The sequence below is a fragment of the Blastococcus sp. SYSU DS0533 genome, from assembly GCF_054050775.1.
In genome coordinates this window covers 25,449-49,972 of the sequence record NZ_JBJGZZ010000024.1, presented here as the reverse complement: position 1 = coordinate 49,972, position 24,524 = coordinate 25,449, and the positions used below count along the sequence as shown (strand labels likewise).

The window sequence follows — 24,524 nt, the reverse complement described above, 5'->3', positions numbered from 1 at the left end:
CGACCAGCGCTCAGCCGCGCTTGCTCCCTGGCTGGAGCACTACAACACTCAACGCCGCCACAGCGCCCTCGGCGGGGAGCCCCCGATCAGCCGACTGGCACCAACGTGATGGCTCGGTACACCTAGGTGGAACGTCCTGGTGGTACTTCCTCAGTCGAGCCCGAGGTCGCGGCGGAGCTTGGCCACGTGCCCGGTGGCCTTGACGTTGTAGGAGGCGCGCTCGACCCGCCCCTCGGCGTCGATGACGAACGTCGACCGGATCACCCCGACCACCTCCTTGCCGTACAGCTTCTTCGTGCCGTACGCGCCGTAGGCCTGCATCACCTGCTTGCCGGGGTCGGAGACCAGGGTGATGCGCAGGTCCTCCTTCTCGCGGAAGCGGGCGAGCTTCTCGACCGGGTCGGGGGAGATGCCGATGATCTCCAGCCCCGCCTCGGCGAGATCGCCGGCCGCGGCGGTGAAGTCGACGGCCTGGGTGGTGCAGCCGGGGGTCAAGGCCGCCGGGTAGCAGTAGACGATGACGCGACGGCCGCGGTAGGACGACAGCGACACCGGGTTGCCGTCGGCGTCGGGCAGCGTGAAGTCCGGCGCCGGGTCGCCGGGGGCCAGGCGGACGGGGGCGGCGTCGGTCTCGGTCATGCCGGGCATCCTGCCGTGTCCCGGGGCGCGGCTCGCAAGGGGGCGCCGGGCGGTCAGCCGGCCAGGAACGAGAAGCGCACCTGCCGCTGGTGGTTGTCCGCGTTGGTGTCCACCAGGCAGATGCGCTGCCACGTGCCCAGCATCAGCCTGCCCTCCAGCACGGGCACGCTCGCGTGCGGCGGGACGAACGCCGGCAGCACGTGGTCCCGGCCGTGCCCGGGGCTGCCGTGCCGGTGGCGCCACCGGTCGTCGCGGGGCAGCAGGTCGTCGAGCTGGGCCAGCAGGTCGTCGTCGCTGCCCGAGCCGGTCTCCAGGATCGCCAGGCCGGCGGTGGCGTGCGGGACGAAGACGTGCAGCAGCCCGTCGCCCTCCTGCTGCACGAACTCGGCGCAGTCGTCGGTCAGGTCGACGACGACGGGCACGCCACCGGTCCGGACGGAACGCAGCTCCGATCTCATGGGCCCGATCCTGCCGGAGACGGGGGCGGGCCGCCGCGGGCGCGCACTACTGTCGGCACCCGTGACGCAGCCTCGACCCACCCCCCGTGCCGACGGCCGATCGGCCGACCAGCTCCGCCCGGTGACGATCACCCGCAACTGGCTCGACCACGCCGAGGGGTCGGTGCTCGTCGAGTTCGGCCGCACCCGCGTGCTGTGCGCGGCGAGCGTGACCGAGGGCGTGCCGCGCTGGCGCAAGGGGTCGGGCCTGGGCTGGGTCACCGCCGAGTACTCGATGCTGCCGCGAGCGACCCACACCCGCAGCGACCGGGAGTCGGTGAAGGGGCGGATCGGCGGCCGTACGCACGAGATCAGCCGGCTCATCGGCCGCTCGCTGCGCGCCTCGATCGACCTGGGCGCGCTGGGGGAGAACAGCATCGCGATCGACTGCGACGTCCTCCAGGCCGACGGCGGCACCCGGACCGCCGCCATCACCGGCGCCTACGTCGCGCTGGCCGACGCCGTCACCTGGCTCGGCGAGCGCAAGAAGCTGGCGAAGAAGGAACCGCTCGTGCAGTCGGTGGCCGCGGTCAGCGTCGGGGTCATCGACGGCGAGCCGCGGCTGGACCTCGCCTACGAGGAGGACGTGCGCGCCGGCACCGACATGAACGTGGTCTGCACCGGGGACGGCGGCTTCGTCGAGGTGCAGGGCACCGCGGAGGGCGCCGTCTTCGACCGGCCGACCCTCGACGCGCTGCTCGACCTGGCGGTCGCCGGCTGCGCCGAGCTCACCCGCCTCCAGGCCGAGGCGCTGTCACGCGAGCCGGTCGCCCGATGAGCACCCGGCTGCTGCTGGCCACCCGCAACGCCGGCAAGCTCGCCGAGCTGCGGCGGCTGCTCGCGAGCGCGGTTCCCGGGGTGGAGGTGGTCGGCCTGCGCGACGTCGAGGAGTACCCGGAGGCGCCGGAGACCGGGGCGACGTTCGCCGACAACGCACTGCTCAAGGCGCGGGAGGCGGTGCGGTACACCGGCCTGCCCGCGGTGGCCGACGACTCCGGGCTCGCGGTCGACGCGCTGAACGGCATGCCCGGTGTGCTCTCGGCGCGATGGTCGGGCCGGCACGGCGACGACGACGCCAACACCGCGCTGCTGCTGGGGCAGCTCGCCGACGTGCCCGACGAGCGGCGGGGCGCGGCCTTCGTGTGCGCCGCCGCCCTGGTGACCCCCGACGGCACCGAGCGGGTGCTGGAGCGGCAGTGGCGCGGGCACGTGGTGCGGGAGAAGCGGGGCAGCAACGGCTTCGGCTACGACCCGGTGTTCGTCCCGGAGGGGCTGGACGTGACCTCCGCGGAGCTGGAGCCGGCGGAGAAGGACGCGCGCAGCCACCGGGGGCAGGCATTCGCGGCGCTGCTGCCGGTGCTGGCCGAGGTGCTGGCGCCCCGCTGACCCCGGCGTCCGGTCAGCCCCGAGGCAGGGCGGTGCCGAGCCACGCGAGGGAGTCCTGCTCCTCGGGGTCGGCGTGCCGGGCCGGGGACGCGCGCTGCTCCCCGTCGCCGGCCGGGACGGGGGCGCTGGGCTCCGGGGCCCGGTGCCGGCCGCGTGCGGGCGCGGCGGCGGGGTGGACGACGGCGGCGCGCACCAGGGCGGCCGGGAGCCAGGTCGCGGTCGGGGTGGCGCTGGAGGTCATGCCACCCATCGGCTGCCGCACCGCCGCGGCGCAGGGGTCGTATCCCCACGCCACCCGGCCGGGTGACCGACCCCGGACGGGAACCCGCGTGACCGGCCGTGAGGTGACCGCTGGCGTCCGACGGCGTGAGCCTGCCGGCGTGCGCCCGCCCACCCGGGACGGGTGACGAGCGGGCGCAGCTCGCCGGCTGGCTGCACCTGCAGCGCTCGCTCGTGCACTACGGAGTGCGCGGGCCTGGGCGACGACGACGCGCACCGCATCCTCCTGCCGACCTCTCCGCTGATGACGGTCGCCGGCCTGGTCTCCCACCTCCGCTGGGTGGAGCACTGCTGGTTCGAGGTGCTCTTCCTCGGCCGGCCGAAGGAGGGCGACCCGCAGTTCGGCGACGACCCGGGCGCGGACTGGCGGGTCCCCGCCGTGCCGCTGGCCCGGCTGCTGGCGGAGTACTCCCGCCAGTGCGCCGTCTCGGTGGAGATCGTCGACGCCGCGTCCCTGGTCGACCGGGGGCGCGACGACGAGTACGGCGGGACGACGCTCTCGCCGCGCTGGATCCTCGGGCACATCGTGGAGGAGGTGGCCCGGCACGTGGGCCACCTCGACCTGCTGCGGGAGATGCTCGACGGGCGGACCGGTCACCACTGACGCGTGATCCGCCGCCGCGCGGGGCATCCCGGGCCGATGCAGGTCTTCGTGGATGCCGCCCGGACGCTGCGCTTCACCGGCGGCACCCCGGTGACCGCAGCCTCGGGCGTGGCCCCGTTGGGGGACGGCTGGCTGGTCGTGCAGGACGACTCGACGATCGCCGCCTGGCGCCGGCCGGACGAGGTGGTCACGGTGGAGGTGCTCCCGCCGGTCGAGGGCCTGCGCACGTTCCGCGAGGCCGAGGGCACCAAGCACCTCAAGCCGGACCTGGAGGTGGCGTGCCCGGCAGAGGTGGACGGGGAGCCGGCAGTGCTCCTCCTGGGGTCGGGCTCCTCACCCCGCCGCATGCGGGCGGTGGTGGTGCGGCTCGAGGACGGGCGGCCGGTGGTGCGCTCGGCGGAGCTCGGCCCGGTGTACCGACGGGTGGCCGAGCTCCTGGACCTGCCGATGGACCAGGTGAACCTCGAGGGGGCCAGCCGGCACGGCGACGTGGTGCGGTGGTTCAACCGGGGCAACCTGGTGGCCGGCGTCCGCTCGGCGAGCGTCGACGTGCCGCTGCACGACCTCGTCGCCGCCGTCCTCGGACAGGCCGAGCCCGCCGCCGTCCCCGTGGACCGGCCCCGGCGGTACGAGTTGGGCGAGGTCGAGGGCGTCGGCCTGGCGATCACCGACGCGGTCGCCCTCCCCGACGGCCGGGTGCTGCTGAGCGCGGCGGCGGAAGACACCCCGAACGCGGTCGACGACGGGCCGGTGGTCGGCACCGCGATCGCGCTGCTGGACGGCGACACCGTCCAGGAGGTCGCGCCCATCCCCGAGCTGCACGGCCACGTGCACAAGGTGGAGGGCCTGGCGCTCCGCGGGGTCTCGGACGGGGAGGTGCGCCTGCTGGCCGTCGTGGACGACGACGACCCGGACACCCCGTCGGTCGAGCTGGACCTGCGCGTCGTCCTGGGCTGACCCCCGTCAGCCGGCCCGGCGGAGCAGTTCGGCGCGCCGCTCGAGCCGGGCCGGGGCGACCAGCGCCACGACGGCGGGCAGGGCCAGTGCGCGGGTCCGCGTCGCCCGGACGGTGAGCAGCCGGTCCTCGACGGGGTGCGGCGCGGCCTCGCGCAGGGCGTCGTCCTCCGGCACCGGGCCCCGGGGGGCCGCCCGCTCCACCACGGCACGCTGGTGCTCGGGCAGCTCCTCGACGGCCGCCCTCGAGTCGCGCACGGTGCTCGCGGTGACGAAGCCGAGCACAGGGGCGCAGACGACCGCGATGCCGACGCCCATGAGGACGCCAGCTACGCACACGGTCTCGCCGTAGCTCTTGGACGGCTGCGGGTACGCCTTCACCGTCACGAGAACCTGCATCTGCTCACCGGGTGGCATTCGCGGAGGTATGACGAACCATCGACATTTCGAGTCGGCGGCGTCCACTCGTCGTGTCGATGCCAACCCATCGGCGTCAGCTCGGTGACTACGTGGGGTGGACGGGGCCGAGGTGGAACGCGGCGCAGGCCGCTTCGGACGCAGCCCGCGCTTCCAGTAACTTCGTTCCGCATGACGGCGACCCAGGGAGACGCGGACAACCCGACCGCGTCGTCGCAGAACCTCGGCGACGCCATGAGCCGTGTGGCGCGCCACCTCCAGGAGGAGCACGGCGACGTCGAGGCCACGTTGCAGGCCATCACGACCTCAGCCGTGACGGTGGTGCCGAACGCGGAAGAGTGCAGCATCAGCTACGTGATCAGTCGCAAGAAGGTCGAACCGCGGGCCTCGACTAGCGAGCTGCCCCGGCAGATCGACGCGCTCCAAGGGCGAATCGGCCAAGGACCGTGTCTGGATGCGGTCTGGGAACAGGAGGTCGTCCGGGTGGACGACGTCGGCTCCGACGACCGCTGGCCGGAGTTCGCGCGGGAGGCTTCCGGTTTGGGTGCAGGCAGCATGATGTGCTTCCAGCTCTTCGTCGCTGGTGACCGGCTCGGGGCGCTGAACCTGTACTCCCGGACGCCGGGTGCTTTCGACGACGAGTGCCAGGAAATCGGGCAGATGTTCGCCAGCCATGCTGCCGTGGCGCTCGCCGGTGCCGAACAAGAGGAGAACCTGCGCACCGGACTGACGAATCGGGACGTCATCGGCCAGGCCAAGGGCATCCTCATGGAGCGGCACAAGCTCACCGCCGACCAGGCATTCGGCGTTCTCGCCCGCGTCTCCCAGGAGATGAACCGCAAGCTGGTCGACATCGCGCGCGAGCTCACCGACACGGGAGCGGTGCCGGGCAGCGATCGTCGCCGGGACTGAGCCGGCTTGGCGGGCGGGGGCTCACCCGCCGTTCTTCGACGCCAGGGCCCCCGCCGCAAGCTCGGACCGTTGCACACGATGAGAGCGTCGGCCTCCTGAGGCCTGCGACCGGCTGGCCGCCCTACATACCGAGCGCCCTCTCCGTCCGCTCCATGTCGGTGGAGTAGTTGGGCTCCTTGGCGACGTCCGCGTACACGTCGGCCGTGAAGGCGATGGAGTGGTGTCCCAGCCTCCGGCTGTGCGACCCGCCAGACCCGGGGCATCCCAGTGCCTCCGTCAATCCCGGGGCGGTTCACGGTGCTCGGGCAAGCACCCTGCGGGGATGGACAGAGCGGGACGGAGCGCACCCGAGCGCCCGTCTGCGACCCCGATGTTGGGTCGCGCGTTGGCTCGCGGATCGACTCACGCCGCTGTGATCCACATGCCTCGACGGGCCATTCGGGCTCCGGCCAAGGGAGACGCACTTGTGCGGGAGGGGGGAGTCGAACCCCCACGCCCGAAGGCACCAGATCCTAAGTCTGGCGTGGCTGCCGTTACACCACTCCCGCGTGGCCCAGGAGTCTATGAGCACCCGGGCGGGTGGCCGGGGAGTGCCGTCGCCGCGCTGACCTGCGGTACGTCTGGCAGGCTGTCGCCCGTGCCCCGCGACCCACGACAGATCCAGCTCGAGATCGATGCGGCCCGCGAGTCGCTGGCCGCCACCCTGGACCAGATCGCCTACCGGAGCAGCCCGACCCGCCTGAAGGCGCAGGGCCGGGACGCCGTCCAGCGCTTCCTGCGCACGCCGGCGGGCCAGGCCACGGTCGGCGCCGTCGGCCTGCTGGTCACGCTGGTCGTCGTCCAGAAGGTCCGCCACCGGCGCAAGGACGAGGTCCAGTTGCTCGGCCGCCGCATGGTCGTGGTCGACAAGGGCCACCGCAAGGGCTGACCCGCCGGTGCGCCGCGACCCGGTCGGCCCCGGCAGGAGTCGGTCTGGGACTACCCGCGCCCGCCGTCGGCGCGGGTGAGCGAGCGCCACGTCGTCGTCGAGGTGGCCGGCCGGGTGCTGGCCGACACCCGGCGCGCGGTGCGGGTCTGCCAGACCAGCCACCCGCCGGTGTACTGCGTGCCGCGCGAGGACGCCGCCGTCGACCTGCTGGAGCGGGCGCCGGGCCGCTCGGTGTGCGAGTGGAAGGGGACGGCGACCTACTGGGACGCCGTCGTCGACGGCCGTCGCATCCCGGAGATCGGGTGGTCCTACGAGGACCCCGCCCCGGGCCACGAGCACCTGCGCTCGGCGATCGCGTTCTCCCCCGGCAGGGTCGACCGGGCGCTGGTCGACGGCGAGCAGACGCGCCGCAGCCCGGTGGCTTCTACGGCGGGTGGGTCACCGACGAGGTCGCCGGGCCCGTCAAGGGCGGGCCCGGCTCGCTCGGCCGGTGAGCGGCTTCAGGCCTGGCTGCGCACCAGGGGCATGACCACGGTCTCCAGCACCTCGTCGGCGAAGGCCTCGTCGACCGGCCGGTGGGTGAGCAGCCAGCGCTGCACGAGGAGCGCGCTGATGGTCTCGGCGGCGACCGAGCTGCGGAAGTCCGGGCCGATCTCGCCGCGCGCCTCGGCGTTCTCCCACACCTGCTCGAAGGACTGCCGCCAGACCGCGAGCGGGCCCTTCTCGAACGCCTCGGCGAGTGCCGGGTGGCGGGGCACGGTGGAGAGCAGCGAGAGCGTCGCCGCGCCGGTCGGCCCGTTGACGACGCCGACGAGCGTGCGCATGATCTCGCGCAGGTCGCCCTCGAGGGAGCCGGTGTCCGGGGTGTGCGCCTCGTCGCGGTTGAGGTCGGAGATGGTGTCGACGACCAGGTCCTGCTTGGTGCGCCAGCGGCGGTAGATCGTGGCCTTGCCGACGCCGGCCTCCGCGGCGACCGCGTCCATGGTCAGCGCGCCGTAGCCCACGTCTGCGAGCAGCCGCAGGATCGCGGCGCGGATGACGCCGTCCCGGCTCGGGTCGCGGGGACGGCCGCCGCGACTCGGACGGGCGGCTTCTGCGGTGGGGAGAGCGGCCATGGGGCAAACCTTAGACATTCAAGTTGTGCAAGTGCTGGAAGTCCCCCGCGAGTACCCCGGAAGAGCGTTCTGATACCGCCGCGCGCCTGTCCCGCGCACCCCGCCCGGTGGGTCACCCTGTCCGGCGTGGGAACCATCTGCGGCGGGGTCTGCGGGTGCCGCCAGAACTGGGAGCTGCCCGGCCGGGCGGACCGCGCCCTGCTGGCCACCTCGATCGGGCACGTGCTGCCGCACGTCGCCCGCACCGCCAAGGCGCTGGGTCTCACCGTGGACTCCGCGCCCCAGGTGGTCGACGTCGTCGACGACCGGGGCGGGCGCGGGCTGGAGCGGCTGTTCCAGAAGCTCGCGCGGGAGCTGACCGGTGCGGAGACCGAGGCGGTGCGGGTGGTGACGGACCCGCCCGACGGCGGTGCCGCGCTCACCGTCCGCATGCTGACCGCCCCCACGCTCGCCGTCGAGCTGGCCCGGCGCGGGGTGACAGTCGAGGTCGGCGTCCTGGCCGAGGCCGAGTTCTGGTCGGTGTACCAGCCGATCGTCTCGCTGGCCGACCGGTCGGTCGTCGCCCACGAGGCGCTGCTGCGCGGGCTGGTGGACGGCCGGGAGGTCGGGGGCGGGGACCTGTTCTTCGTCGCCGAGTCGGCGGGCTGGCTGGACCGGCTGGACCGCATCGGCCGGGAGTCCGCCATCACCGGCGCGCGGCCGTGGCTGGGCGGCGACGACCTGTTCGTCAACTCCAACCCGTCCTCGATCTACCGGCCGCAGGTCTGCCTGGCCAGCACCGAGCGGGTCGCGCACGACGCCGGGATCGACCCCCGCCAGCTCGTGTTCGAGGTGGTGGAGTCGCACGCGATCGCCGACCGCGGGCACCTGGTCTCGGTGCTCGAGCACTACCGCTCGCTGGGCTGGCGGGTCGCGCTGGTCGACGTCGGCGCCGGCTGGTCGAGCCTGTCGCTGCTGGCCGCGGTCCGGCCCGAGGTGGTCAAGCTCGACAAGGGGCTGGTGCAGGAGCTGCCCGACGACGGCGCCCGCACGGTGCTGAAGGCGGTGACCGACCTGGCCCACCAGCTGGGCGCGGTCGTGGTGGCCGAGGGTGTCGAGACCGAGCAGCTGGCCGAGGAGGTCACCGTCCTGGGGGCCGACATGGGCCAGGGGTGGTTGTTCGGCCGGCCGGTGCGCCGCGAGGCCCCGGCGGAGGAGCCCGAGGGCCGCTGGCAGCCGGTGGCCCGCGCGCGCTGAGGCGGGCTCAGCCCAGGGCCCAGCCGGTGAGCACGGGGCGGCCGTGCTCGTGCCCCAGCACGCCGTAGCGGCCGGCGGGCAGCGCGAACAGGGCACCGGCCTCGGGGGCCAGCCCGAGCCACCGGGCCGTCAGCACCCGCAAGACGTGCCCGTGGGCGACGAGGGCCACGTCGCCGTCGGGGAGCCGGCCGCGCACCCGGTCGAGCACCCGGTCGACCCGCGCACCGACGTCCGCCAGCGACTCCCCGGGGGCCTCGGCGTCCACCGTGCCGTCCCGCCAGATCGACCACTCCCGGCCCAGCTCCTCGCTGATCTCGGCGGTCGTGCGGCCCTCGTACCCCCCGTAGTCCAGCTCGACCAGGTCCCCGTCGACGGCCGTGGGGGTGAGCCCTGCCAGCTCGGCGGTGCGCCGGGCGCGCTGCAGCGGGCTCACCCGCACCTCGGCGAACCGCCGGCGGCCCAGCCCCCCACGCAGCGCGCGCGCCTGGTCCTCGCCCTCGGGCAGCAGCGGCAGGTCGGTGGCCCCGGTGTGCTGGCCGGTGCGGCTCCACTCCGTCTGCCCGTGCCGCAGCACGACCACCTCGCCCGCACGCCCACCGGCCACCTCGCCCACGCAGCCCATCGAACACGCCGGCGCGGGAACACGCTCGCCCGCCGCCGTGCTGGCCACGGGCATGACCACTGCACAGCTCAGCGACACCTTCCCCATCGGCGGCGACCTCCCCGTCCACCGCCTCGGCTACGGCGCCATGCAGCTGCCCGGCCCCGGCGTGTGGGGCGAGCCGGCCGACCGCGGCGCTGCCGTCCGGGTCGTGCAGGCCGCCGTCGAGCAGGGTGTCGACTTCATCGACACCGCCGACTCCTACGGGCCCGAGATCAGCGAGCAGATCATCGCGGAGGCGCTGCACCCCTACCCGGGGCACCTGGTCATCGCGACCAAGGCCGGGCTCACGCGGCAGGGCCCGGGCGTCTGGACGCCGGTCGGGCGGCCCGCCTACCTCAAGCAGCAGGTCGAGCTCTCGCTGCGGCACCTGAAGGTCGAGCGCATCGACCTCATCCAGCTGCACCGCATCGACTCCGAGGTGCCCCTGGCCGACCAGCTGGGCGCCTTCGTCGAGCTCAAGGAGCAGGGCAAGGTGCGCCACATCGGCGTCTCGGAAGTGTCGGTCGAGGAGCTGCGGGCCGCCCGCGAGATCACCGAGATCGTCAGCGTGCAGAACCTGTACAACCTCACGACCCGGCAGAGCCAGGACGTCCTGGACTACACCACCGAGCACGGCATCGCCTTCATCCCGTGGTTCCCGATCGCCACGGGGGACCTGGCCGCGCCCGACAGCCCGGTCGCCGACATCGCCCGCGAGCTGGACGCCACGCCCGCGCAGGTCGCGCTGGCCTGGCTGCTGCAGAAGTCTCCGGTGGTGCTGCCGATCCCCGGCACCAAGTCGGTCGACCACCTGACCGAGAACCTGGGTGCAGCGCGGCTGACCCTCTCGGACGAGGACATGGCCCGCCTGGACGCCCTCGCCTGAGCCTCCCTGCGAACCATGCGAACTCGTGGCCATCGAGCGCTGATGGCCACGAGTTCGCATGACTCGGCGCGGCCGGCTGCACCTCAGCCCAGGCCGAGCGCCGCCCGGATCGCCCCCAGCACCCGATCCGGGTGGCCGAGCAGGTCCGCGGAGGTGAAACGGAGCACGATCCATCCCGCGAGGACCAGGCCGTTCTGCCGACGGACGTCCTCCACGAAGACCCGCCGGTCGCGGTGCACGTCGCCGTCGAACTCCACGATCACCCGCCGGTCGGGCCACGCCAGGTCGACCCGGCCGAGGAACCGCCCGGCGTCCCGTACGACGTGCTGCAGGACCGGCCGTGGCAGACCGGCCTCGAGGATCGACCAGCGGAGCACCGACTCCATCGGCGAGCCGGCCAACGGGTCGGCGCACGCGGCGGCGCGCCGGGCGGTCGTCACTCCACGCCGACCCGCCGAGCGCCGCAGGATCGCGGGGAACTCGTCCCGGGGGAAGCCACGGGCCAGCATCTGGTCGGTGACGGCCAGCAGCGCGGCCGGTGGGACGACGGCGGCCAGGTCGATCCACGTCCGGCTGGGCGAGGTCAGGACCACCCCGTGCCGGCGACGCGTCTGGGCTCCGGGCACGTCGGAGAAGTGGAGGCGGCGGTCGCGGCGATGGCGACGGCGGACGTTCCGCGCCACGGTCAGGTGCACCGGTTGGTCCTCCGGCACGAGCGGCACCTGCAATCCCCACAGCCGCGCCGCGGTCAGGTGACTGATCACCGCACCCTGCGGAGGGCCGAGCAGGACGGCGCGTATCCGTTGCAGCTCGTCGGAGGCGCGGGGGAGGTACGTGTCCCGCGAGGAGCGGAGCACGTCCCGGTGACGCAGGTGCCAGTCGGAGATGCCGTCGGCGCGGGCGCCGCGTCGGTCCAGGGGACCACGGACCCGCGGCGGTACAAGCGGCGTCGGCATGCCGGGCAGCCTGCCGGAACAGCGGGCCGGCCGGCCGGCGCCGTCCACAGGGGTCCGAGTCATGCGAAGTCGTGGCCATCGATGGCTGATGACCACGAGTTCGCATGACTCGGCGCGGCGGGACCCCCGCCTCGACGGCCGGATGCGGCACGCGTCACCATGGCGGCGTGGACGCCGAGGACTTCCGCCAGGTCAAGGACGCCGTTCGCCAGCTCATCCGCGAATCGGTGGTGCCCCGTGAGGAGCAGATCGAGGACGAGGACCGCATCCCCGACGACCTGCGCGCGCAGGCCGCCGAGATGGGCCTCTTCGGCTACGCGCTCCCCGAGGACTACGGCGGGCTGGGCGTCACCATGACCGAGGACGTCGAGCTGGCCATGGAGTTCGGCTACACGACGCCGGCCTTCCGCTCGCTGTTCGGCACCAACAACGGCATCTCCGGCCAGGTGATCGCGAAGTTCGGCAGCGACGAGCAGAAGGAGAGGTACCTGCCGCGCCTCTCCGCGGGTGAGCTGATCGGCTCCTTCGCGCTCACCGAGGCCGAGGCCGGCTCCGACCCCTCCGCGCTGCGCACCAGCGCCCGCCGGGACGGCGACGGATGGGTCATCAACGGCAGCAAGCGCTACATCACGAACGCGCCGATCGCCGACCTGTTCGTCGTCTTCGCCCGCACCGACCCCGCGGAGAAGGGCGGCCGCGGCATCTCCAGCTTCGTGGTCGAGACGACGACGCCGGGCGTCACCGTCGGGCCCAAGGACAAGAAGATGGGGCAGGCCGGCGCCTGGACCTCCGAGGTCTTCTTCGACGACGTGCGGGTGCCCGCCGACGCCCTGATCGGCGAGGAGGGCCGCGGCTACTCCAAGGCGCTCACCGTGCTCTCCCGCGGGCGGCTGCACATCGCGGCGCTGTGCGTGGGCATGGCGCAGCGGGTGCTCGACGAGTCGGTCGCGTACGCCGCCACCGCCAAGCAGGGCGGGGCGCCGATCGGCCGCTTCCAGCTGGTGCAGGCGATGCTCGCCGACATGCACGCCGAGCTGCTCGCCGGCCGCAGCATGGTGCGCGACGTCGCGGCCCGCTACGACTCCGGCGAGGACACCTCCGTCGGCCCGTCGTCGGCCAAGTTGTTCTGCACCGAGATGGTGGGGCGCGCCGTCGACAAGGCGGTGCAGGTGCACGGCGGCATGGGATACCTGCGGACGACGCCGGTGGAGCGCTTCTACCGCGACGCCCGGCTGTTCCGGCTCTACGAGGGCACCAGCGAGGTGCAGCGGGTCATCGTCGGTGGCGCGCTGCTCCGCGAGGCCGGCATGCCCCGTGGCTGACGACGAGCGGGAGATCCGCCGCGCTGCCGTCGGCGAGCTGGGGGAGGCGCTGCGCGCGCTGGTCGACGCCGCCGTCCGCACCGAGGTGCCGCTGGACCGGCTGGCCGAGGCGACGAGCGCGGCGCGGGAGCTGACCGCGCTGCTCTCGGCCGATCTGCGCGAGGTCCACGAGATCGCCTCGGTGGACGACCCGGACAGCGGGCAGCGCTGGTACAGCCCGGTGTACGGGCCGGGCAGCCCGGTGGCCCCGCCGATGGAGGTCGACGACTTCCCGGAGGAGGGCCGGTGCGTGGGCCGCGTGGTCGTCGGCAAGAAGCTCGAGGGGCCGCCGGGGCTGGTCCACGGCGGGGTCGTGGCCACGCTCCTGGACCACGTGCTCGCCCGCTCCGCCCGCGGTGCCGGGCACGGCGGCCTGACCGCGACGCTGAGCGTCACCTACCGGCGGCCGGTGCACCTGGGTGTCCCGCTCGTGGTGACCGGGCAGCTGGTCTCGGTCGAGGGCCGGCGGGCCACCGCCACCGCCCGGCTGGTCGCCGAGGACGACCCGGGAACCACCCTCGCCGAGGGCGAGGCGCTGCTGGTCGCCCTCCGCGCGGAGCGGGCCTCGGAGGTGTTCGCGCGGACCGGCCGCGACGTCGGCGCCTGGACCAGCCGCAGCTGAAACGGGTTCGGGAACCCCCGGTAGCGTCCGGCCCCCACCCAGGCGCCAGGAGGGCCCGTGCGACGGACCCGGATGAGCTCCAGCGGCTCGTACCAGCCGCTCACCGCGACGTCGGCCGCGGTACCCGACGGCCTGCGACGGGAGCTGGCCGACGTCGGCCGGCCGGCCCGCCGCGGTGTGCGGGGGCTGGGGGGCGCGGCGCGGGCGGGGGAGCGGCCGCAGCTGTCCCAGGTGCTGGCCGCGCCCCTCGGCGACGCCGCCGAGGGGCTGGACGTGCTCGAGGAGACCCCGGCCCGGCTACGAGCGCGTCGACGTCCAGGCCCGCGTCGACCTGACCTGCTGGGGTCGGCGGCGGGGGCCCTGGACGAGCTGCTCGACACCCGCGACGCGACGACCCGCACGCTGCTCGGCAGCCTCCCCGACTTAGGGTCAGTTGGCTCGCGGACCGGGGGCGTTGGCCGGGTCGCCCCCGGGGTCCAGCACGGGACCACCCGCCGGCTGGAGCAGCGCCCCGGGCCCGCCCGCACCGCTGCCCAGGGCGGCGACGAACTGGCGGAGCACGTCGTCCCCGGCGTGGAACGGGGCCCAGTCGAGCAGCTTGCGCGCCCGGGAGGTGTCCAGCGCGGGCACCTGCGTGCCGATGTCGAGCCACCCGGGCTCGGTGGGCACCAGGTGCGCGGCGAAGGCGGCCTGCAGCCCGGCGCGCAGCGCGAACGCGGGGGTGGGCACCCGCCGCGAGCCGAGGGCCTTCGCCAGCGCGTCGGCGTCCAGCAACGGCTCGGCCGCCAGGTTGAAGGGGCCGGGCGCCCGGCGGTCGAGCATCCGCTCGATGGCGTCGGCGACGTCGTCGGCGTGCACGAAGGCGACGGCGAGGGCCGGCAGGGGCAGCGGCAGCAGCCGGGCCACCGCGCCGGGCAGCACGCGGGCCGCCCCGAAGAGCAGCGGGCCCAGGAAGTAGCGGCCGATCTCGCTGCCGGCCTGCGGCTGCAGCACCAGGGTGGGGCGGACGACGGTGAGCGTGGTGCCGCGGTGCCGGCCGAACACGTCGCGGACCACGCTCTCGGCCTGCGACTTGTCTCGGCTGTACTGGGCGCTGGGGATGCCCGTGGTCGGCCAGTCCTCCGTCACCCGGGTGCCGCGCGCGCCGGCGGCGTAGGCGCCGATGGAGCTCAGGTGCACGAACTGGTCGACGCCGGCGGCGGCCGCGGCGCGGGCCACCCGCCGGGTGCCCTCGACGTTCACCTGGCGCAGCCGGTCGGGCTGCCGGCCCGGCTGCAGCGCCCAGGCCAGGTGGACGACGGCGTCGGCGCCCTCGACGAACTCGGCGACCTCTCGCTCGCTCGCGGCCTCGCCGAGGTCGGCCAGGTGCCAGCGGACGCCGTCGTAGGGCGCGGTCGACGGCGGGCGCCGGCGGGCCAGCCCGCGGACCTCGGCGACGCCGGCCGACGGCGCGGTCAGCCGGCGCAGGAGAGCGGTGCCGAGGTTGCCGCTGGCTCCGGTGACGGCGATCGTGCGGCCGCGCAGCTGGCCGGGGGTGAGGTTCGGCATGCCCCTGCCGCTACCCGCCCCTCCTCCGGCCAACCGGCACGGTGCGGGTCAGCCGCGCAGCGCCGACGGGGTCGCCGTGCGCGGGGCGTCCTCGTCCAGCGACCGCCCCCGCAGCTCGGGCAGCGCCAGCGCGGCGAGCGCGGCCAGCAGGAAGAAGGCGGCGAACGTGGCGAAGACCAGGCCGGTGCCCCCGGCGTCGACCAGCAACGGCACGCACAGCGGGGCGGCGATGGACGCGAGCCGGCCGAAGCCGGCGGCGGCGCCGGCGCCGGTGGCCCGCAGCGCGGTCGGGTAGATCTCCGGGGTGACCGCGTAGAGCGCACCCCAAGCGCCCAGGTTGAAGAACGACAGCACCATGCCGGTCACCAGGACGGCGGTGTCGGCGTCGGCGGCCGCGAAGAGCCCGGCCCCCAGAGCCGAGCCCAGCAGGAAGGTGGCCAGGGTGGGGCGCCGCCCCCACTTCTCGATCAGGTAGGCCGCCACCGCGTACCCGGGCAGCTGGGCCAGGGTGATGATCAGCGTGTACTGGAACGACTTCACCAGCGAGAAGCCGTCGTTGAACAACAGCGTCGGCAGCCAGATGAAGGCGCCGTAGTAGGCGAAGTTGATGCTGAACCAGACGGTCCAGAGCGCAGCCGTCCGCCGCGCGGTGCCGCCGGTCCACAGCGCACGGGCGCCCGGCGGCGTGGACGGTGGCGCCGTCGCGGGGGAGGGGGCGGGTGAGACGCCGGCGGCCCGCTCGAAGCGGCGCACCGTGGCCTCCGCCTCGTCGGTGCGGCCGCGCAGCTCCAGGAAGCGCACCGACTCGGGCAGCCCGCGCCGCACGACCACCGCGTAGAGCGCCGGCACCGCGCCCAGGGCCAGCGCCCAGCGCCACCCGTCGTCGCCGGCGGGCACCACGAAGTAGCCGATCAGCGCCGCCAGCGTCCAGCCCACCGCCCAGAACGCCTCGAGCAGCACGACCACCCGACCGCGCACCCGCGCGGGGGCGAACTCGCTGACCAGCGTGGAGGCGACCGGCAGCTCCGCGCCCAGCCCCAGGCCGATGAGGAACCGGAACGCCAGCAGCGCGCCGACCGACCAGGACAGCGCCGCCGCCCCGGTCGCCAGCCCGAACACGAGGAGGGTCAGCGCGAACACCTGGCGGCGGCCGACCCGGTCGGCGAGCAGCCCGCCGAGCGTCGCGCCCAGCGCCATCCCGACGAAGCCGATCGACCCGATCCACGACACCTCGCCGTTCGACAGCCCCCACTGGGCGACCAGCGCCGTCATCACGAACGAGATGAGCCCGACGTCCATCGCGTCCAGCGCCCACCCGATGCCCGAGCCGACCACCAGCCGGTGGTGCTCCCGGTTGACGGGCAGCCGGTCGAGCCGCTCGGCGCGGGTCAGCGGCGACGTCGTCTCGCTCATGGCGTGCAGTCTCGCAATGCCCGGGCTCAGCCGCGGACGTGGGCGGTGACCAGCTCGGCGGTCCGCTCCGCGGCGAGCTCGGGGATCCAGTGCGGCACGTCGTCCAGCACCTCCAGCCGGTAGGGCGCGTCCACGAAGCGGGCGGTGTCCTCGGTCGCGGCGCGCCCGAGGAATGCGTCGCCGGTGCTCCACACGTGCAGGGTGGGCACGCGCACCTTCCCGACCGGGTCGCGCCCGCTCCACGGCACGGCGCGGTACCAGTCCAGCGCCGCGGTCAGCGCGCCCGGCTCGCGCATCCGCCGGACGTAGTGGTCGACGGCGTCGTCGGGCAGCCCGCCGTGCCGCAGCACCCGGCGCAGCGCGGCCCCGTCCCCGGCGAGCAGCAGCCGCTCGGGGAGCACGGGCAGCTGGAACAGCCCCACGTAGTACGACCGCAGCGCCTGGTCGCTGCGCACCATCGCGCGCGCCATCGCCCCCGGGTGCGGCACGGAGAGCGCCGTGAGGGTGCGGACGCGCTCCGGGTGCCACGCGCCGAGCGCCCAGCCGACGAGGCCGCCCCAGTCGTGACCGACCACGTGCGCGGACCCGAGCCCGGCCGCGTCCAGCAGCGCGACGACGTCGTCCGCGGTCTCCCGCAGCCGGTAGTGCACGCGCCCGCGCGGGCGGGCCGCGGGGGAGTAGCCCCGCTGGTCCGGTGCGAGGGTTCGCAGGCCGTGCTGGTGCAGGGCCGGGGCGACGCGGTCCCAGGCGGTGGAGTCCTGGGGGAACCCGTGCAGCAGGACGACGGGTTCGCCGTCGGCCGGCCCGGCATCCCGGACGTCGAAGGTCAGGCCGTTGCGCCGGAAGCTGTCCACCCCGGAACTGTGCCCCGCGCGCCGCCCGTGCGCACGGGGGCGGGCGGCTCCGCTCCCGATCGGGGACGATGGTGCGGTGACCGCCTCACCTGTCGAGCTCATCGTGCTGGTCGACGACGACGGGCGGGCGATCGGCACGATGCCGAAGCCGGAGGTGCACCACGGCGAGACGCCGCTGCACCGCGCGTTCTCGGCCTACCTCTTCGCCGAGGACGGCCGGCTCCTGGTCACCCGCCGGGCCGAGGGGAAGGCGACCTTCCCCGGCATGTGGACCAACACCGTCTGCGGCCACCCCGGCCCCGGGGAGGACGACGGCGACGCGATCGCCCGCCGCGCCGGCTTCGAGCTGGGGCTCGGCGTCTCCGACGTCCGCCCCGCGCTGCCGGGGTACCGCTACCGGGCCGAGTTCCGCGGCGTCGTCGAGAACGAGGTGTGCCCGGTCTACGTCGGGCGGTTCACGGGCTCGCCCGCGCCCGAGCCCACCGAGGTCGGCGAGTGGGAGCTGCTGGACTGGGCCGCGTTCCGCCGCCGGCAGCAGACCGAGGGGGACGCGTGGTCGCCGTGGTGCCGCGAGCAGGCGCGGCTCATCGAGGACGCAGGGCTGCACCGCCTCTGAGCACACAGCGTGACGGCACGCGGCGCCCCGGGTGTGGTGACGCGGGGTCCGGCGCGCCGTCCACCGGGCTCCGGGGGCGTCTGCGTCGGCCCGGATAGCGTCCCGGGCATGGACCGTCGACGGTTCCTGCTCGCCCTCGCCGCCGGGGTGGCGGGCACGGCGGTGGCGCACGGCGCGCGCGGGCTCGGGGCGCCCGGGGCTGCGTTCGGCGGGCCCACGGCCGCGCCGCCGCAGCCGGCCGGCGAGCCTGCCGCGCGCTGGAGGCAGGTGCACCGCGGCGTCCCCGGGGTGGAGCCGCAGGCGCCGCCCACCGGCGTGGTCGACGCGCTCCCGGGGGAGGAGGACCTGCTGGCGCTGACCATCGACGACGGCACCAGCAGCGAGGTGGTCGCGGCGTTCGCGCGGTTCGCCGCCGACAGCGGGACCCGCATGACCTTCTTCCCCAACGGCCGGTACCGGGCCTGGGAGGAGAACGCGGCGCTGCTGCGCCCGCTCGTCGACTCCGGGCAGGTGGCGCTGGGCAACCACACGTGGTCCCACCCCGACCTCACCACGCTCGGCGACCACGAGGTGGCCGAGGAGATCCGGCGCAACCGCGACTTCCTGCGCGCGACCTTCGGGGTGGACACCCCCTTCTTCCGCCCGCCCTACGGCGCCCACGACGAGCGCACCGACCGGATCGCCGCCGACCTCGGGCACCCGACCGTCGCCATGTGGAACGGCACCTTCGAGGACTACCGGGTCCTCAGCGCCGAGGAGCTCCTGGCCGCCGCCCGCCGCTGGTTCAACCCCCGGACGATCGTCGTCGGCCACGCCAACCACGCCACCGTCACCAGCGTCTACGGCCAGCTGCTGGACCTGATCGCCGAGCGCGGGCTGACCACGGTCACCCTCGGCGACGTCTGGTCGGCCCGGCCGTAGCGACCCGACCTGCGGGCCCGGCGGGTTTCGGCGAGGCTGTGCGCGACGGGCACGCACGGACGACGGAGGAGCACCTGTGGAGGCGTCGCTGAAAGGCCGGGTCGCACTCGTGACGGGCGGGGCCAGCGGGCTCGGCCGGGCCACCGCGCTGGCCCTGGCCGAGGACGGTGCCCACGTGGTGATCGCCGACATCGACGAGGCGGGCAGCCAGGAGACGCTGTCCCGGGTGACCGGCGCGGGTGGCTCCGCGGAGGTCGCCGCGCTGGACGTCACCCAGGACGAGAGCCGGCGCGCCGTCGTCGCCGACCTGTTCGACCGGCACGGCGACGCGTTCGACGTGCTGGTCAACGTCGCCGGCATCGACCGGCCTGGCTACATCACCGACATCGACCTCGCCGACTACCAGCGGGTGCAGGCGGTCAACTTCGAGGGGCCGGTCTTCCTGACCAGCGAGTTCGTGAAGCGGGTGCAGCACCTGCCCGAGGGGCGCACCGCCGACGTCGTGCACGTGGTCTCGCTCTCGGCGATCACCTCGGGCAGCGGGGCGATCGCCTACAACGGTTCCAAGGCAGGCTTCCTCAACGCCACCCGGTGCATCCAGCGCGAGCTGCGGGAGAAGGCCGTGCGGCTCGACGACGGCAGCGAGCGGCCGTTCCCCTGCCGGGTGCAGAGCGTCATCCCCGCCGCCATGGACACCCCGATGATGGAGCAGTGGGGGATCCCCGGGCACCTCATGATGCCGCCGTCGGCGGTCGCCGAAGCGATCCGCACGCTACTGCTCCTGCACCCGTCGGCGTTCGTCCCCGAGATGCAGATCGTCCCCCGGCTCGAGCCGAACTTCCCCCGCTGACCGACCATGAGGAACTGCCGCATGAGCGCCCCGGACGACCCGACGCCCGACACCGCCATGGCCTCGGGCTCCGACGCGGGCAGCCCCGGTGGGCGGCTGGGCCCCGGTGACCTCGCGCCCGACGAGGAGCGGCTGCTGGCCGCGCTCGAGCGGGACGGGCGCTCCGCCGGACCGGTGGACCCGCTGGACACCATCGCCGTGGTCCGCGCGGCCGAGGACGAGCGCCCGCTGCCCGACCGGGGTGGCCCGCCCGACGACGGGCTCACCCCCCGGTTCACCGCCCCGGGCGCCGGCTGAGCGACCGGTTCAGCCGCCCGGCGGCCGGAGCCGGACGGCGACGAGCGCGACGTCGTCCTCGCCGCCCTCGGGCAGCAGCCGGTCGATGAGCGCGTCGGACATGCCGGTCACCGGCAGGTGGCGCAGCTCGGCGAGAGCCCGGCCGAGCAGGTCGACGCCGTCGTCGAACACCTGGTCGCGCTCGACCAGCCCGTCGGTGTAGAGCAGCACCGTCGAGCCGTCGGAGACCGTCACCTCGTGCTCGGTGCGGGGCAGCGACGGGTCCACGCCGAGCAGCAGGCCGGGGCGGTCGGGCACCAGCAGCTGCTGGGAGCCGTCGGGGGCGACGAGCACCGGCGGCAGGTGCCCCGCGGTGGCCCAGCGCAGGCGGGTGCCGTCGCCGGCCTGGCCCGCCGGGCGGTCCAGGCGGCCGACCAGCACGGTCGCCAGGGCGCCCAGGCCCAACCCCTCGATCGCGGCGTCGAGCCGGGAGAGCACGTCGGCGGGGCCGGCCGTGCTGTCCCAGGCGATGCCGCGCAGCAGGCCGCGCAGCTGGGCCATGGTCGCCGCGGCCTGGGTGTCGTGGCCGACGACGTCACCGATGACGAGCACCGTGGAGCCCTCGGGCTGCTCGAAGACGTCGTACCAGTCGCCCCCCACCTGCGCCTCCCGCGCCGCCGGCACGTAGCGCACCGCCACCTCCAGGTGGTCGGGCTGCGGGGGGTCGGAGAGCAGGCTGCGCTGCAGGGTCTCGGCGGCCCGGACGATGCTGCGGGACCGCGCGTACAGGGCCTCCAGCAGGTGCGTCCGCAGCTCGGCCGCCTCACCGGTCTCCTGCGCCGTCCACGGCTCGGACCGGCCGCGGACGGTCTCCCGCCAGCGCTCGAAGGACTTGCGCGGGCTGAGCCGGACATGCGCGCCCTCGCGCTCGGCGATCGCCTTGTTGTGCGGGTCCCCGCCCCAGTCGATGTGCCGCACGGCCTCGCCCCGGAACCAGAGCACGTACTGGCCCTCCGGCAGCGGCAGCACCAGCACGCCGCACGCCGGGCCGACCGCACCGACCCCGGGCGCGGCCTCGGCCAGCGCATCGGTGGCGACCACGTCCTCCCCGCGGCCCGCGGCCCAGGCGGCGATCCCGTCTGCCAGGGCGGGAGGAATCCCGGCCCCGGCTGCACCGCGGGTGCCCTGGAGGCACATCACGACCCCGTCGGCGTCGAGCAGGTCCAGCAGGCTCGGGGAGCCGAGCAGCGTCTCGGTGATCGGCCGGTCCTCGTCCAGGGCGGCGGCGGTCAGCCACGCCAGCGTGGGCCGCGCGCGCAGCGCCCGGTCGAACTCCTCCTCCTGCGCCCGGTCGACCAGCCGCACCGACAGCGTGGACCCGAGGAACTCGGCCGCGGCACGGGTGGCGTAGGGCGGCGCGTGGGGGCCGTCGTAGTGGTGGCAGGCGCTGAGCCCCCACAGCTTGTCGCCGCGCAGCAGCTCGCCGAGCGGATCACCGCGTCGGCCGGCGCGACGCCGATGACTTCGGCGAGCGGCCGGCCCAGCGCGTGCCGCCGGTGGACACCGGTGAGGTCGGCGAGGTTCTCCGACACCTGCTGGACGATCCAGTCGGGGTCGCGGACGGCGATCAGCACGCCGCGCGGCTGGATGGTGCCGGGGACGTGGATCGGCTCGCGCTCGCAGTTGGTCAGGTCCACCGGTTCGCCCGGTGCCAGGAAACCGACCTCGCGCTGGACCCCGGTCACGCCCCGACCGCCTGCGCCCGCGCAGCGGGCCGGCACCACTCGGCGAGTGCGCCGAACACCTCGCGCGCCGCGGAGACCACGCGCCCGGCGTCCCCGCCCGCGGCCACGTGCGCCCGGGCGACCCGGCGGTAGGCGGCCCACATCGCGCCGGTGTCGGCGCCGTAGGGCGAGAACGCCCGGAGGTGGACGCCGGCCAGGCGGGGGAGGGTGGCGAGGTGCCGGTCGATGAACGTGCCGCCGAGGGTGGAGCCCTCCAGCACGTAGAGCCGGCCCAGCGCCTCGTCGGTGCCGGTGACCGCCGGCAGCTCCGGCGCGGCGCCAGGCACCGTCGCCCCGAGCGTCGCGAGGTCCACGGCGAAGAGCCCGGCCCGGCGGCGGCGGTCCCAGTCCACGGTCGCGGCGTCGGCGGGGTGGCGGGTGGCCCACTCGTCCAGGCCGCGCTCGGCCGCCGTCCAGAAGCCGTGCAGCAGACCGAGCACGTGCGCCAACCGTTGCCGGTCGAGTGCGGGGTCGAGCAGGTCCAGGGTGTCCTCGACGAGCTGGTGCTCCCCGGCGGTCCCGGTGCGCAGGGCGTGCAGGACGTCGTCGTCGCTGCGGGGGTGCGCCTGCGCAGCCATGTCTCCCGCAGCCATCGAGACGGAGACTATGTGACGGCAGGTGATCACGGGCGATGGAACCCGGATCCTCCGGAGAGCCGGGCGGCGCGCAGCCCGGAGTGCAGGAGCAGGCGGGCGTCGCCGTCGGCGAGGTCCAGGCCGGTCAGCGCGGCGATGCGGCCCAGCCGGTAGTACAGGGTCTGCCGGTGGATGTGCAGCGCCCCCGCCGTCCGCGCGGCGCTGCCGGCGCAGTCGAGGAAGGTCTCCGCCGTCGCGGTCAGCAGTGGGTCGGCGAGCAACGGGGCCAGCACCGGGTCGGGGCCGGGCAGCGCCGTGGCAGCCCGCCACCCGCCCAGCTCGCCCCACCGGGCGACGGGGAAGAACCGGTCCACCGCCGCGGCCACCCGTGCCGCCGCCCGCGCCTCCTCCCACTGGCCGGCCAGGTCGCCGGTGCCGCGGCGGGCCGAGGAGACGCCGGCCGTGCTGCCGGCCGGTAGGGCGGCCAGCGACGCCGCGGCGAGCGCGCCCGCAGGGCGCAGGTCGGCGACCGCCGGCAGCGGGACGAGCACGGCCACCCCGTCGTCGACGACGGTGGCCACCGCCCCGGCGGCGGGCAGCGGCCGGCTCGACGCCGGGGAGCCGTCGGCGGGGCAGAGCGCGACCAGCACCTGGGCGCCTTCGGGGGGCAGCCGGTCGCCGAGGCGCAGAGCGGCCTGCGCCCGTGCCGCCGGGCGACCGGCCAGTGCGTCGGCGAGCACCTGTTCCAGGTCGTCGGCCGGGCGGCCGGCCAGCGCGCGGCCGGCGTCGGCGGCCAGGTCCAGCGCGCGGCGCAGCGCCGGGTCGGCGTCGTCGTCGGGGTCGATGCGCCCGTCGTCGAGCAGCCAGAGGTAGCCACGGGTGCGGTCCCCGTGGCGGACGGGCAGCACCAGCCGGGTGAGCACGCCGGCGGCGGGGTCGGCCGGGGTCCGCATCGGGCGGGTCGCCGAGGCGATGCCGAAGTCCTCGAACCAGCGCCGGGTCCCGGGGGTCGAGCCGCGGGTGAGGATGGACCGGGTGCGGACGGCGTCCATCGGGTCGGCCCCGCTGTCGTCGTGGGCGCAGAAGGCCAGCAGCGTGAAGCCGGCGTCCTCCAGCGTCGCCGGGGCGCCGAGCACCCGCGACACCTCGTCGACCAGCTCCTGCAGCTCGTCGCGCACCGCCGTCCCTCCTCCCGCCGGGTCCTCGTACAGCTGTATGAGAGCAGAGGTGCGGAATACCGACATCTGTCGCTGGTCCGGAGAGGTGGTGGGTACCTAGCGTTCGAGGGGCACCTGGCGTCGGCCCGAGGAGGACCCGTGGTGATGCAGAAGGCCTTGCTGGCCGCCTCCCGCCGGCCGGCGCTGCGCCGGGCGGTCACCGGCACGCCGTCCACCCGCCGGGTGGTCGACCGCTTCGTCGCGGGGGAGTCGCTCGACGACGCGATCGCCGCGGTGCGCGCGCTCGCCGCCGACGGCATCGCTGTCACCCTGGACCACCTGGGCGAGGACGTGACCGACCGGGCTCTGGCGCGCCGCACGCGCGACGCCTACCTCGCCGCCCTGGAGGCGCTCGCCCCGCTGCGGCTGGGGCCGGCGGCCGAGGTCTCGGTGAAGCTCTCGGCGTTCGGCCAGGCGCTGCCCGACGGCGGGCACGACCTCGCCCTGGAGCTGGTCCGCCCGGTCGTGGAGGCCGCCTCGGCCGCGGGGACGACGGTCACCCTCGACATGGAGGACCATCGCACCGTCGACTCCACGCTGGCCGCCGTCGCCGAGCTGCGCAAGGAGCACCCGTCGACCGGCGCCGTCCTGCAGTCGATGCTGCACCGCAGCGTGGACGACGCCAAGGCGCTGGCGGTGAGCGGCTCCCGGGTGCGCCTGGTGAAGGGCGCCTACGACGAGCCCGAGCAGGTCGCCCACCAGCGCAGGCGCGACGTCGACGCCGCCTACCGCCGGTGCCTGGAGATCCTCATGAGCGGTCCCGGGTACCCCATGGTCGGCTCGCACGACCCGGCGATGCTGCAGCGGGCGCACGAGCTGGCGGCGCAGCACTCGCGGGCCGCCGACTCCTGGGAGGTGCAGATGCTCTACGGCATCCGCCCCGACGAGCAGCGCCGGCTGGCCGCCGCCGGCACCCGTGTGCGGGCCTACGTCCCCTACGGCGCCGACTGGTACGGCTACTTCATGCGCCGGCTGGCCGAGCGCCCGGCCAACGTCGCCTTCTTCCTCCGCTCCCTGACCACCCGCTCCTGAACC

General features: G+C 75.2%; 30 protein-coding genes, 1 tRNA gene and 1 pseudogene. 17 read left to right on the top strand and 15 right to left on the bottom strand.

From position 1 onward, the window contains the following. On the top strand, positions 1 to 109 hold a 109-nt coding region (locus ACI79W_RS19545), incomplete at its 5' end, for an integrase core domain-containing protein (protein ID WP_456561255.1). Positions 110 to 150: 41 nt separating this feature from the next. Here the strand turns inward: ACI79W_RS19545 and bcp are convergent. Together bcp and ACI79W_RS19535 are read right to left on the bottom strand one after the other, a co-directional pair. After that, entirely contained in the window at positions 151 to 639 is a 489-nt protein-coding gene (gene bcp, locus ACI79W_RS19540; RefSeq protein ID WP_456563745.1) for a thioredoxin-dependent thiol peroxidase, read from the bottom strand. A 53-nt stretch (positions 640 to 692) separates the two neighbouring features. After that, on the bottom strand, positions 693 to 1,097 hold the full coding sequence (locus ACI79W_RS19535; RefSeq protein WP_456563744.1) for a YjbQ family protein: 405 nt from the start codon (positions 1,095 to 1,097) through the stop codon (positions 693 to 695). 61 nt (positions 1,098 to 1,158) lie between these two features. Between ACI79W_RS19535 and rph the strand changes: the two genes are divergently transcribed. Then, entirely contained in the window at positions 1,159 to 1,914 is a 756-nt protein-coding gene (gene rph / locus ACI79W_RS19530) for a ribonuclease PH (protein WP_456563743.1), read from the top strand. Beyond that, positions 1,911 to 2,522 (top strand): RdgB/HAM1 family non-canonical purine NTP pyrophosphatase, encoded by a 612-nt coding sequence (rdgB, locus tag ACI79W_RS19525; RefSeq protein ID WP_456563742.1) that lies wholly within the window; start codon positions 1,911 to 1,913, stop codon positions 2,520 to 2,522. Before rph ends, rdgB begins: the two co-directional genes overlap by 4 nt. Before the next feature lie 13 nt (positions 2,523 to 2,535). On the opposite strand, the gene ACI79W_RS19520 is transcribed toward rdgB, so the two are convergent. After that, on the bottom strand, positions 2,536 to 2,763 hold the full coding sequence (locus ACI79W_RS19520; RefSeq protein WP_456563741.1) for a hypothetical protein: 228 nt from the start codon (positions 2,761 to 2,763) through the stop codon (positions 2,536 to 2,538). Between the two features lie 162 nt (positions 2,764 to 2,925). On the opposite strand from ACI79W_RS19520, the gene ACI79W_RS19515 reads away from it, so the two are divergent. Both ACI79W_RS19515 and ACI79W_RS19510 read left to right on the top strand, forming a co-directional pair. Continuing rightward, a complete protein-coding gene (locus ACI79W_RS19515) occupies positions 2,926 to 3,405 on the top strand; it encodes a DinB family protein (protein ID WP_456563740.1) in 480 nt (159 codons plus the stop codon). 36 nt (positions 3,406 to 3,441) lie between these two features. After that, on the top strand, positions 3,442 to 4,362 hold the full coding sequence (locus ACI79W_RS19510) for a DUF6910 family protein (protein ID WP_456563739.1): 921 nt from the start codon (positions 3,442 to 3,444) through the stop codon (positions 4,360 to 4,362). 6 nt (positions 4,363 to 4,368) lie between these two features. Here ACI79W_RS19510 and ACI79W_RS19505 read toward each other — a convergent pair whose 3' ends face one another. Then, positions 4,369 to 4,758, bottom strand: coding sequence for a hypothetical protein (locus ACI79W_RS19505; RefSeq protein ID WP_456563738.1), 390 nt, complete (start codon positions 4,756 to 4,758; stop codon positions 4,369 to 4,371). Between the two features lie 189 nt (positions 4,759 to 4,947). On the opposite strand from ACI79W_RS19505, the gene ACI79W_RS19500 reads away from it, so the two are divergent. Beyond that, positions 4,948 to 5,688 carry a GAF and ANTAR domain-containing protein gene (locus ACI79W_RS19500; RefSeq protein WP_456563737.1) on the top strand — a complete coding sequence of 247 codons (741 nt, stop codon included), beginning with the start codon at positions 4,948 to 4,950 and terminating at the stop codon, positions 5,686 to 5,688. Positions 5,689 to 6,155: 467 nt separating this feature from the next. Here ACI79W_RS19500 and ACI79W_RS19495 read toward each other — a convergent pair. Beyond that, positions 6,156 to 6,236, bottom strand: a tRNA-Leu gene (locus ACI79W_RS19495). Positions 6,237 to 6,325: 89 nt separating this feature from the next. On the opposite strand from ACI79W_RS19495, the gene ACI79W_RS19490 reads away from it, so the two are divergent. Both ACI79W_RS19490 and ACI79W_RS19485 read left to right on the top strand, forming a co-directional pair. Beyond that, positions 6,326 to 6,616, top strand: a complete 291-nt coding sequence (locus tag ACI79W_RS19490) for a DUF3618 domain-containing protein (protein WP_456563736.1) — start codon at positions 6,326 to 6,328, stop codon at positions 6,614 to 6,616. A 75-nt stretch (positions 6,617 to 6,691) separates the two neighbouring features. Then, positions 6,692 to 6,922: pseudogene (locus tag ACI79W_RS19485) on the top strand (DUF427 domain-containing protein); the annotation flags it as partial. A 194-nt stretch (positions 6,923 to 7,116) separates the two neighbouring features. Here the strand turns inward: ACI79W_RS19485 and ACI79W_RS19480 are convergent. Beyond that, positions 7,117 to 7,731, bottom strand: coding sequence for a TetR/AcrR family transcriptional regulator (locus tag ACI79W_RS19480; protein WP_456563735.1), 615 nt, complete (start codon positions 7,729 to 7,731; stop codon positions 7,117 to 7,119). A 126-nt stretch (positions 7,732 to 7,857) separates the two neighbouring features. Between ACI79W_RS19480 and ACI79W_RS19475 the strand changes: the two genes are divergently transcribed. Further along, positions 7,858 to 8,967: an EAL domain-containing protein gene (locus ACI79W_RS19475; protein WP_456563734.1), complete on the top strand. Its 1,110-nt coding sequence runs from the start codon at positions 7,858 to 7,860 to the stop codon at positions 8,965 to 8,967. A 7-nt stretch (positions 8,968 to 8,974) separates the two neighbouring features. Here the strand turns inward: ACI79W_RS19475 and ACI79W_RS19470 are convergent, their stop codons facing one another. Then, positions 8,975 to 9,580, bottom strand: coding sequence for a histidine phosphatase family protein (locus ACI79W_RS19470; protein ID WP_456563733.1), 606 nt, complete (start codon positions 9,578 to 9,580; stop codon positions 8,975 to 8,977). Positions 9,581 to 9,641: 61 nt separating this feature from the next. Here ACI79W_RS19470 and ACI79W_RS19465 point away from each other — a divergent pair, with 61 nt between their 5' ends. Further along, positions 9,642 to 10,496 (top strand): aldo/keto reductase, encoded by an 855-nt coding sequence (locus tag ACI79W_RS19465; RefSeq protein WP_456563732.1) that lies wholly within the window; start codon positions 9,642 to 9,644, stop codon positions 10,494 to 10,496. An 83-nt stretch (positions 10,497 to 10,579) separates the two neighbouring features. Here ACI79W_RS19465 and ACI79W_RS19460 read toward each other — a convergent pair whose 3' ends face one another. After that, the gene (locus ACI79W_RS19460; protein ID WP_456563731.1) at positions 10,580 to 11,452 is read right to left on the bottom strand and encodes a DUF559 domain-containing protein; all 873 of its coding nucleotides are present in this window, start codon (positions 11,450 to 11,452) and stop codon (positions 10,580 to 10,582) included. 167 nt (positions 11,453 to 11,619) lie between these two features. Here ACI79W_RS19460 and ACI79W_RS19455 point away from each other — a divergent pair, with 167 nt between their 5' ends. Both ACI79W_RS19455 and ACI79W_RS19450 read left to right on the top strand, forming a co-directional pair. Then, complete coding sequence (locus ACI79W_RS19455) at positions 11,620 to 12,774, top strand: acyl-CoA dehydrogenase family protein (RefSeq protein ID WP_456563730.1); 1,155 nt, start codon at positions 11,620 to 11,622, stop codon at positions 12,772 to 12,774. Continuing rightward, entirely contained in the window at positions 12,767 to 13,435 is a 669-nt protein-coding gene (locus ACI79W_RS19450) for a PaaI family thioesterase (RefSeq protein ID WP_456563729.1), read from the top strand. The genes ACI79W_RS19455 and ACI79W_RS19450 overlap by 8 nt, the downstream gene beginning before the upstream one ends. A 429-nt stretch (positions 13,436 to 13,864) precedes the next feature. Here ACI79W_RS19450 and ACI79W_RS19445 read toward each other — a convergent pair whose 3' ends face one another. The 3 genes from ACI79W_RS19445 to ACI79W_RS19435 are packed head-to-tail and all read right to left on the bottom strand — an operon-like array spanning position 13,865 to position 17,250. Continuing rightward, a complete protein-coding gene (locus tag ACI79W_RS19445; protein WP_456563728.1) occupies positions 13,865 to 14,983 on the bottom strand; it encodes an NAD-dependent epimerase/dehydratase family protein in 1,119 nt (372 codons plus the stop codon). A gap of 48 nt (positions 14,984 to 15,031) precedes the next feature. Further along, positions 15,032 to 16,396: an MFS transporter gene (locus tag ACI79W_RS19440; protein WP_456563727.1), complete on the bottom strand. Its 1,365-nt coding sequence runs from the start codon at positions 16,394 to 16,396 to the stop codon at positions 15,032 to 15,034. 26 nt (positions 16,397 to 16,422) lie between these two features. Beyond that, positions 16,423 to 17,250: an alpha/beta fold hydrolase gene (locus ACI79W_RS19435; protein ID WP_456563726.1), complete on the bottom strand. Its 828-nt coding sequence runs from the start codon at positions 17,248 to 17,250 to the stop codon at positions 16,423 to 16,425. 76 nt (positions 17,251 to 17,326) lie between these two features. Here ACI79W_RS19435 and idi point away from each other — a divergent pair, with 76 nt between their 5' ends. From idi to ACI79W_RS19415, 4 genes are all read left to right on the top strand, one after another. Continuing rightward, positions 17,327 to 17,866, top strand: a complete 540-nt coding sequence (gene idi / locus ACI79W_RS19430) for an isopentenyl-diphosphate Delta-isomerase (protein WP_456563725.1) — start codon at positions 17,327 to 17,329, stop codon at positions 17,864 to 17,866. A 108-nt stretch (positions 17,867 to 17,974) separates the two neighbouring features. Beyond that, positions 17,975 to 18,787: a polysaccharide deacetylase family protein gene (locus ACI79W_RS19425; protein WP_456563724.1), complete on the top strand. Its 813-nt coding sequence runs from the start codon at positions 17,975 to 17,977 to the stop codon at positions 18,785 to 18,787. Between the two features lie 76 nt (positions 18,788 to 18,863). Beyond that, positions 18,864 to 19,637 carry an SDR family NAD(P)-dependent oxidoreductase gene (locus ACI79W_RS19420; protein ID WP_456563723.1) on the top strand — a complete coding sequence of 258 codons (774 nt, stop codon included), beginning with the start codon at positions 18,864 to 18,866 and terminating at the stop codon, positions 19,635 to 19,637. 21 nt (positions 19,638 to 19,658) lie between these two features. Next, complete coding sequence (locus tag ACI79W_RS19415; protein WP_456563722.1) at positions 19,659 to 19,934, top strand: hypothetical protein; 276 nt, start codon at positions 19,659 to 19,661, stop codon at positions 19,932 to 19,934. Positions 19,935 to 19,943: 9 nt separating this feature from the next. Here ACI79W_RS19415 and ACI79W_RS19410 read toward each other — a convergent pair whose 3' ends face one another. Genes ACI79W_RS19410 through ACI79W_RS19395 form a run of 4 tightly spaced genes read right to left on the bottom strand, consistent with a single transcriptional unit; the run spans position 19,944 to position 23,450 of the window. Continuing rightward, entirely contained in the window at positions 19,944 to 21,278 is a 1,335-nt protein-coding gene (locus tag ACI79W_RS19410; protein WP_456563721.1) for a PP2C family protein-serine/threonine phosphatase, read from the bottom strand. Then, the gene (locus tag ACI79W_RS19405) at positions 21,203 to 21,658 is read right to left on the bottom strand and encodes a hypothetical protein (protein WP_456563720.1); all 456 of its coding nucleotides are present in this window, start codon (positions 21,656 to 21,658) and stop codon (positions 21,203 to 21,205) included. Before ACI79W_RS19405 ends, ACI79W_RS19410 begins: the two co-directional genes overlap by 76 nt. Further along, positions 21,655 to 22,290: a biliverdin-producing heme oxygenase gene (locus ACI79W_RS19400; RefSeq protein WP_456563719.1), complete on the bottom strand. Its 636-nt coding sequence runs from the start codon at positions 22,288 to 22,290 to the stop codon at positions 21,655 to 21,657. Before ACI79W_RS19400 ends, ACI79W_RS19405 begins: the two co-directional genes overlap by 4 nt. 29 nt (positions 22,291 to 22,319) lie before the next feature. Further along, positions 22,320 to 23,450, bottom strand: a complete 1,131-nt coding sequence (locus tag ACI79W_RS19395) for a helix-turn-helix domain-containing protein (protein ID WP_456563718.1) — start codon at positions 23,448 to 23,450, stop codon at positions 22,320 to 22,322. A gap of 144 nt (positions 23,451 to 23,594) precedes the next feature. On the opposite strand from ACI79W_RS19395, the gene ACI79W_RS19390 reads away from it, so the two are divergent. Beyond that, a complete protein-coding gene (locus tag ACI79W_RS19390) occupies positions 23,595 to 24,521 on the top strand; it encodes a proline dehydrogenase family protein (RefSeq protein ID WP_456563746.1) in 927 nt (308 codons plus the stop codon). Positions 24,522 to 24,524 lie beyond the last annotated feature (3 nt).

Coding starts and splice junctions, on each gene's coding strand:
- ACI79W_RS19460 (WP_456563731.1), bottom strand. CDS start 11,452: ATGCCGACGCCGCTTGTACCGCCGCGGGTCCGTGGTCCCCTGGACCGA.
- ACI79W_RS19510 (WP_456563739.1), top strand. CDS start 3,442: ATGCAGGTCTTCGTGGATGCCGCCCGGACGCTGCGCTTCACCGGCGGC.
- ACI79W_RS19440 (WP_456563727.1), bottom strand. CDS start 16,396: ATGAGCGAGACGACGTCGCCGCTGACCCGCGCCGAGCGGCTCGACCGG.
- bcp (WP_456563745.1), bottom strand. CDS start 639: ATGACCGAGACCGACGCCGCCCCCGTCCGCCTGGCCCCCGGCGACCCG.
- ACI79W_RS19425 (WP_456563724.1), top strand. CDS start 17,975: ATGGACCGTCGACGGTTCCTGCTCGCCCTCGCCGCCGGGGTGGCGGGC.
- ACI79W_RS19415 (WP_456563722.1), top strand. CDS start 19,659: ATGAGCGCCCCGGACGACCCGACGCCCGACACCGCCATGGCCTCGGGC.
- ACI79W_RS19520 (WP_456563741.1), bottom strand. CDS start 2,763: ATGACCTCCAGCGCCACCCCGACCGCGACCTGGCTCCCGGCCGCCCTG.
- ACI79W_RS19535 (WP_456563744.1), bottom strand. CDS start 1,097: ATGAGATCGGAGCTGCGTTCCGTCCGGACCGGTGGCGTGCCCGTCGTC.
- ACI79W_RS19400 (WP_456563719.1), bottom strand. CDS start 22,290: ATGGCTGCGGGAGACATGGCTGCGCAGGCGCACCCCCGCAGCGACGAC.
- ACI79W_RS19505 (WP_456563738.1), bottom strand. CDS start 4,758: ATGCAGGTTCTCGTGACGGTGAAGGCGTACCCGCAGCCGTCCAAGAGC.
- ACI79W_RS19390 (WP_456563746.1), top strand. CDS start 23,595: ATGCAGAAGGCCTTGCTGGCCGCCTCCCGCCGGCCGGCGCTGCGCCGG.
- rdgB (WP_456563742.1), top strand. CDS start 1,911: ATGAGCACCCGGCTGCTGCTGGCCACCCGCAACGCCGGCAAGCTCGCC.
- ACI79W_RS19480 (WP_456563735.1), bottom strand. CDS start 7,731: ATGGCCGCTCTCCCCACCGCAGAAGCCGCCCGTCCGAGTCGCGGCGGC.
- ACI79W_RS19465 (WP_456563732.1), top strand. CDS start 9,642: ATGACCACTGCACAGCTCAGCGACACCTTCCCCATCGGCGGCGACCTC.
- ACI79W_RS19445 (WP_456563728.1), bottom strand. CDS start 14,983: ATGCCGAACCTCACCCCCGGCCAGCTGCGCGGCCGCACGATCGCCGTC.
- ACI79W_RS19500 (WP_456563737.1), top strand. CDS start 4,948: ATGACGGCGACCCAGGGAGACGCGGACAACCCGACCGCGTCGTCGCAG.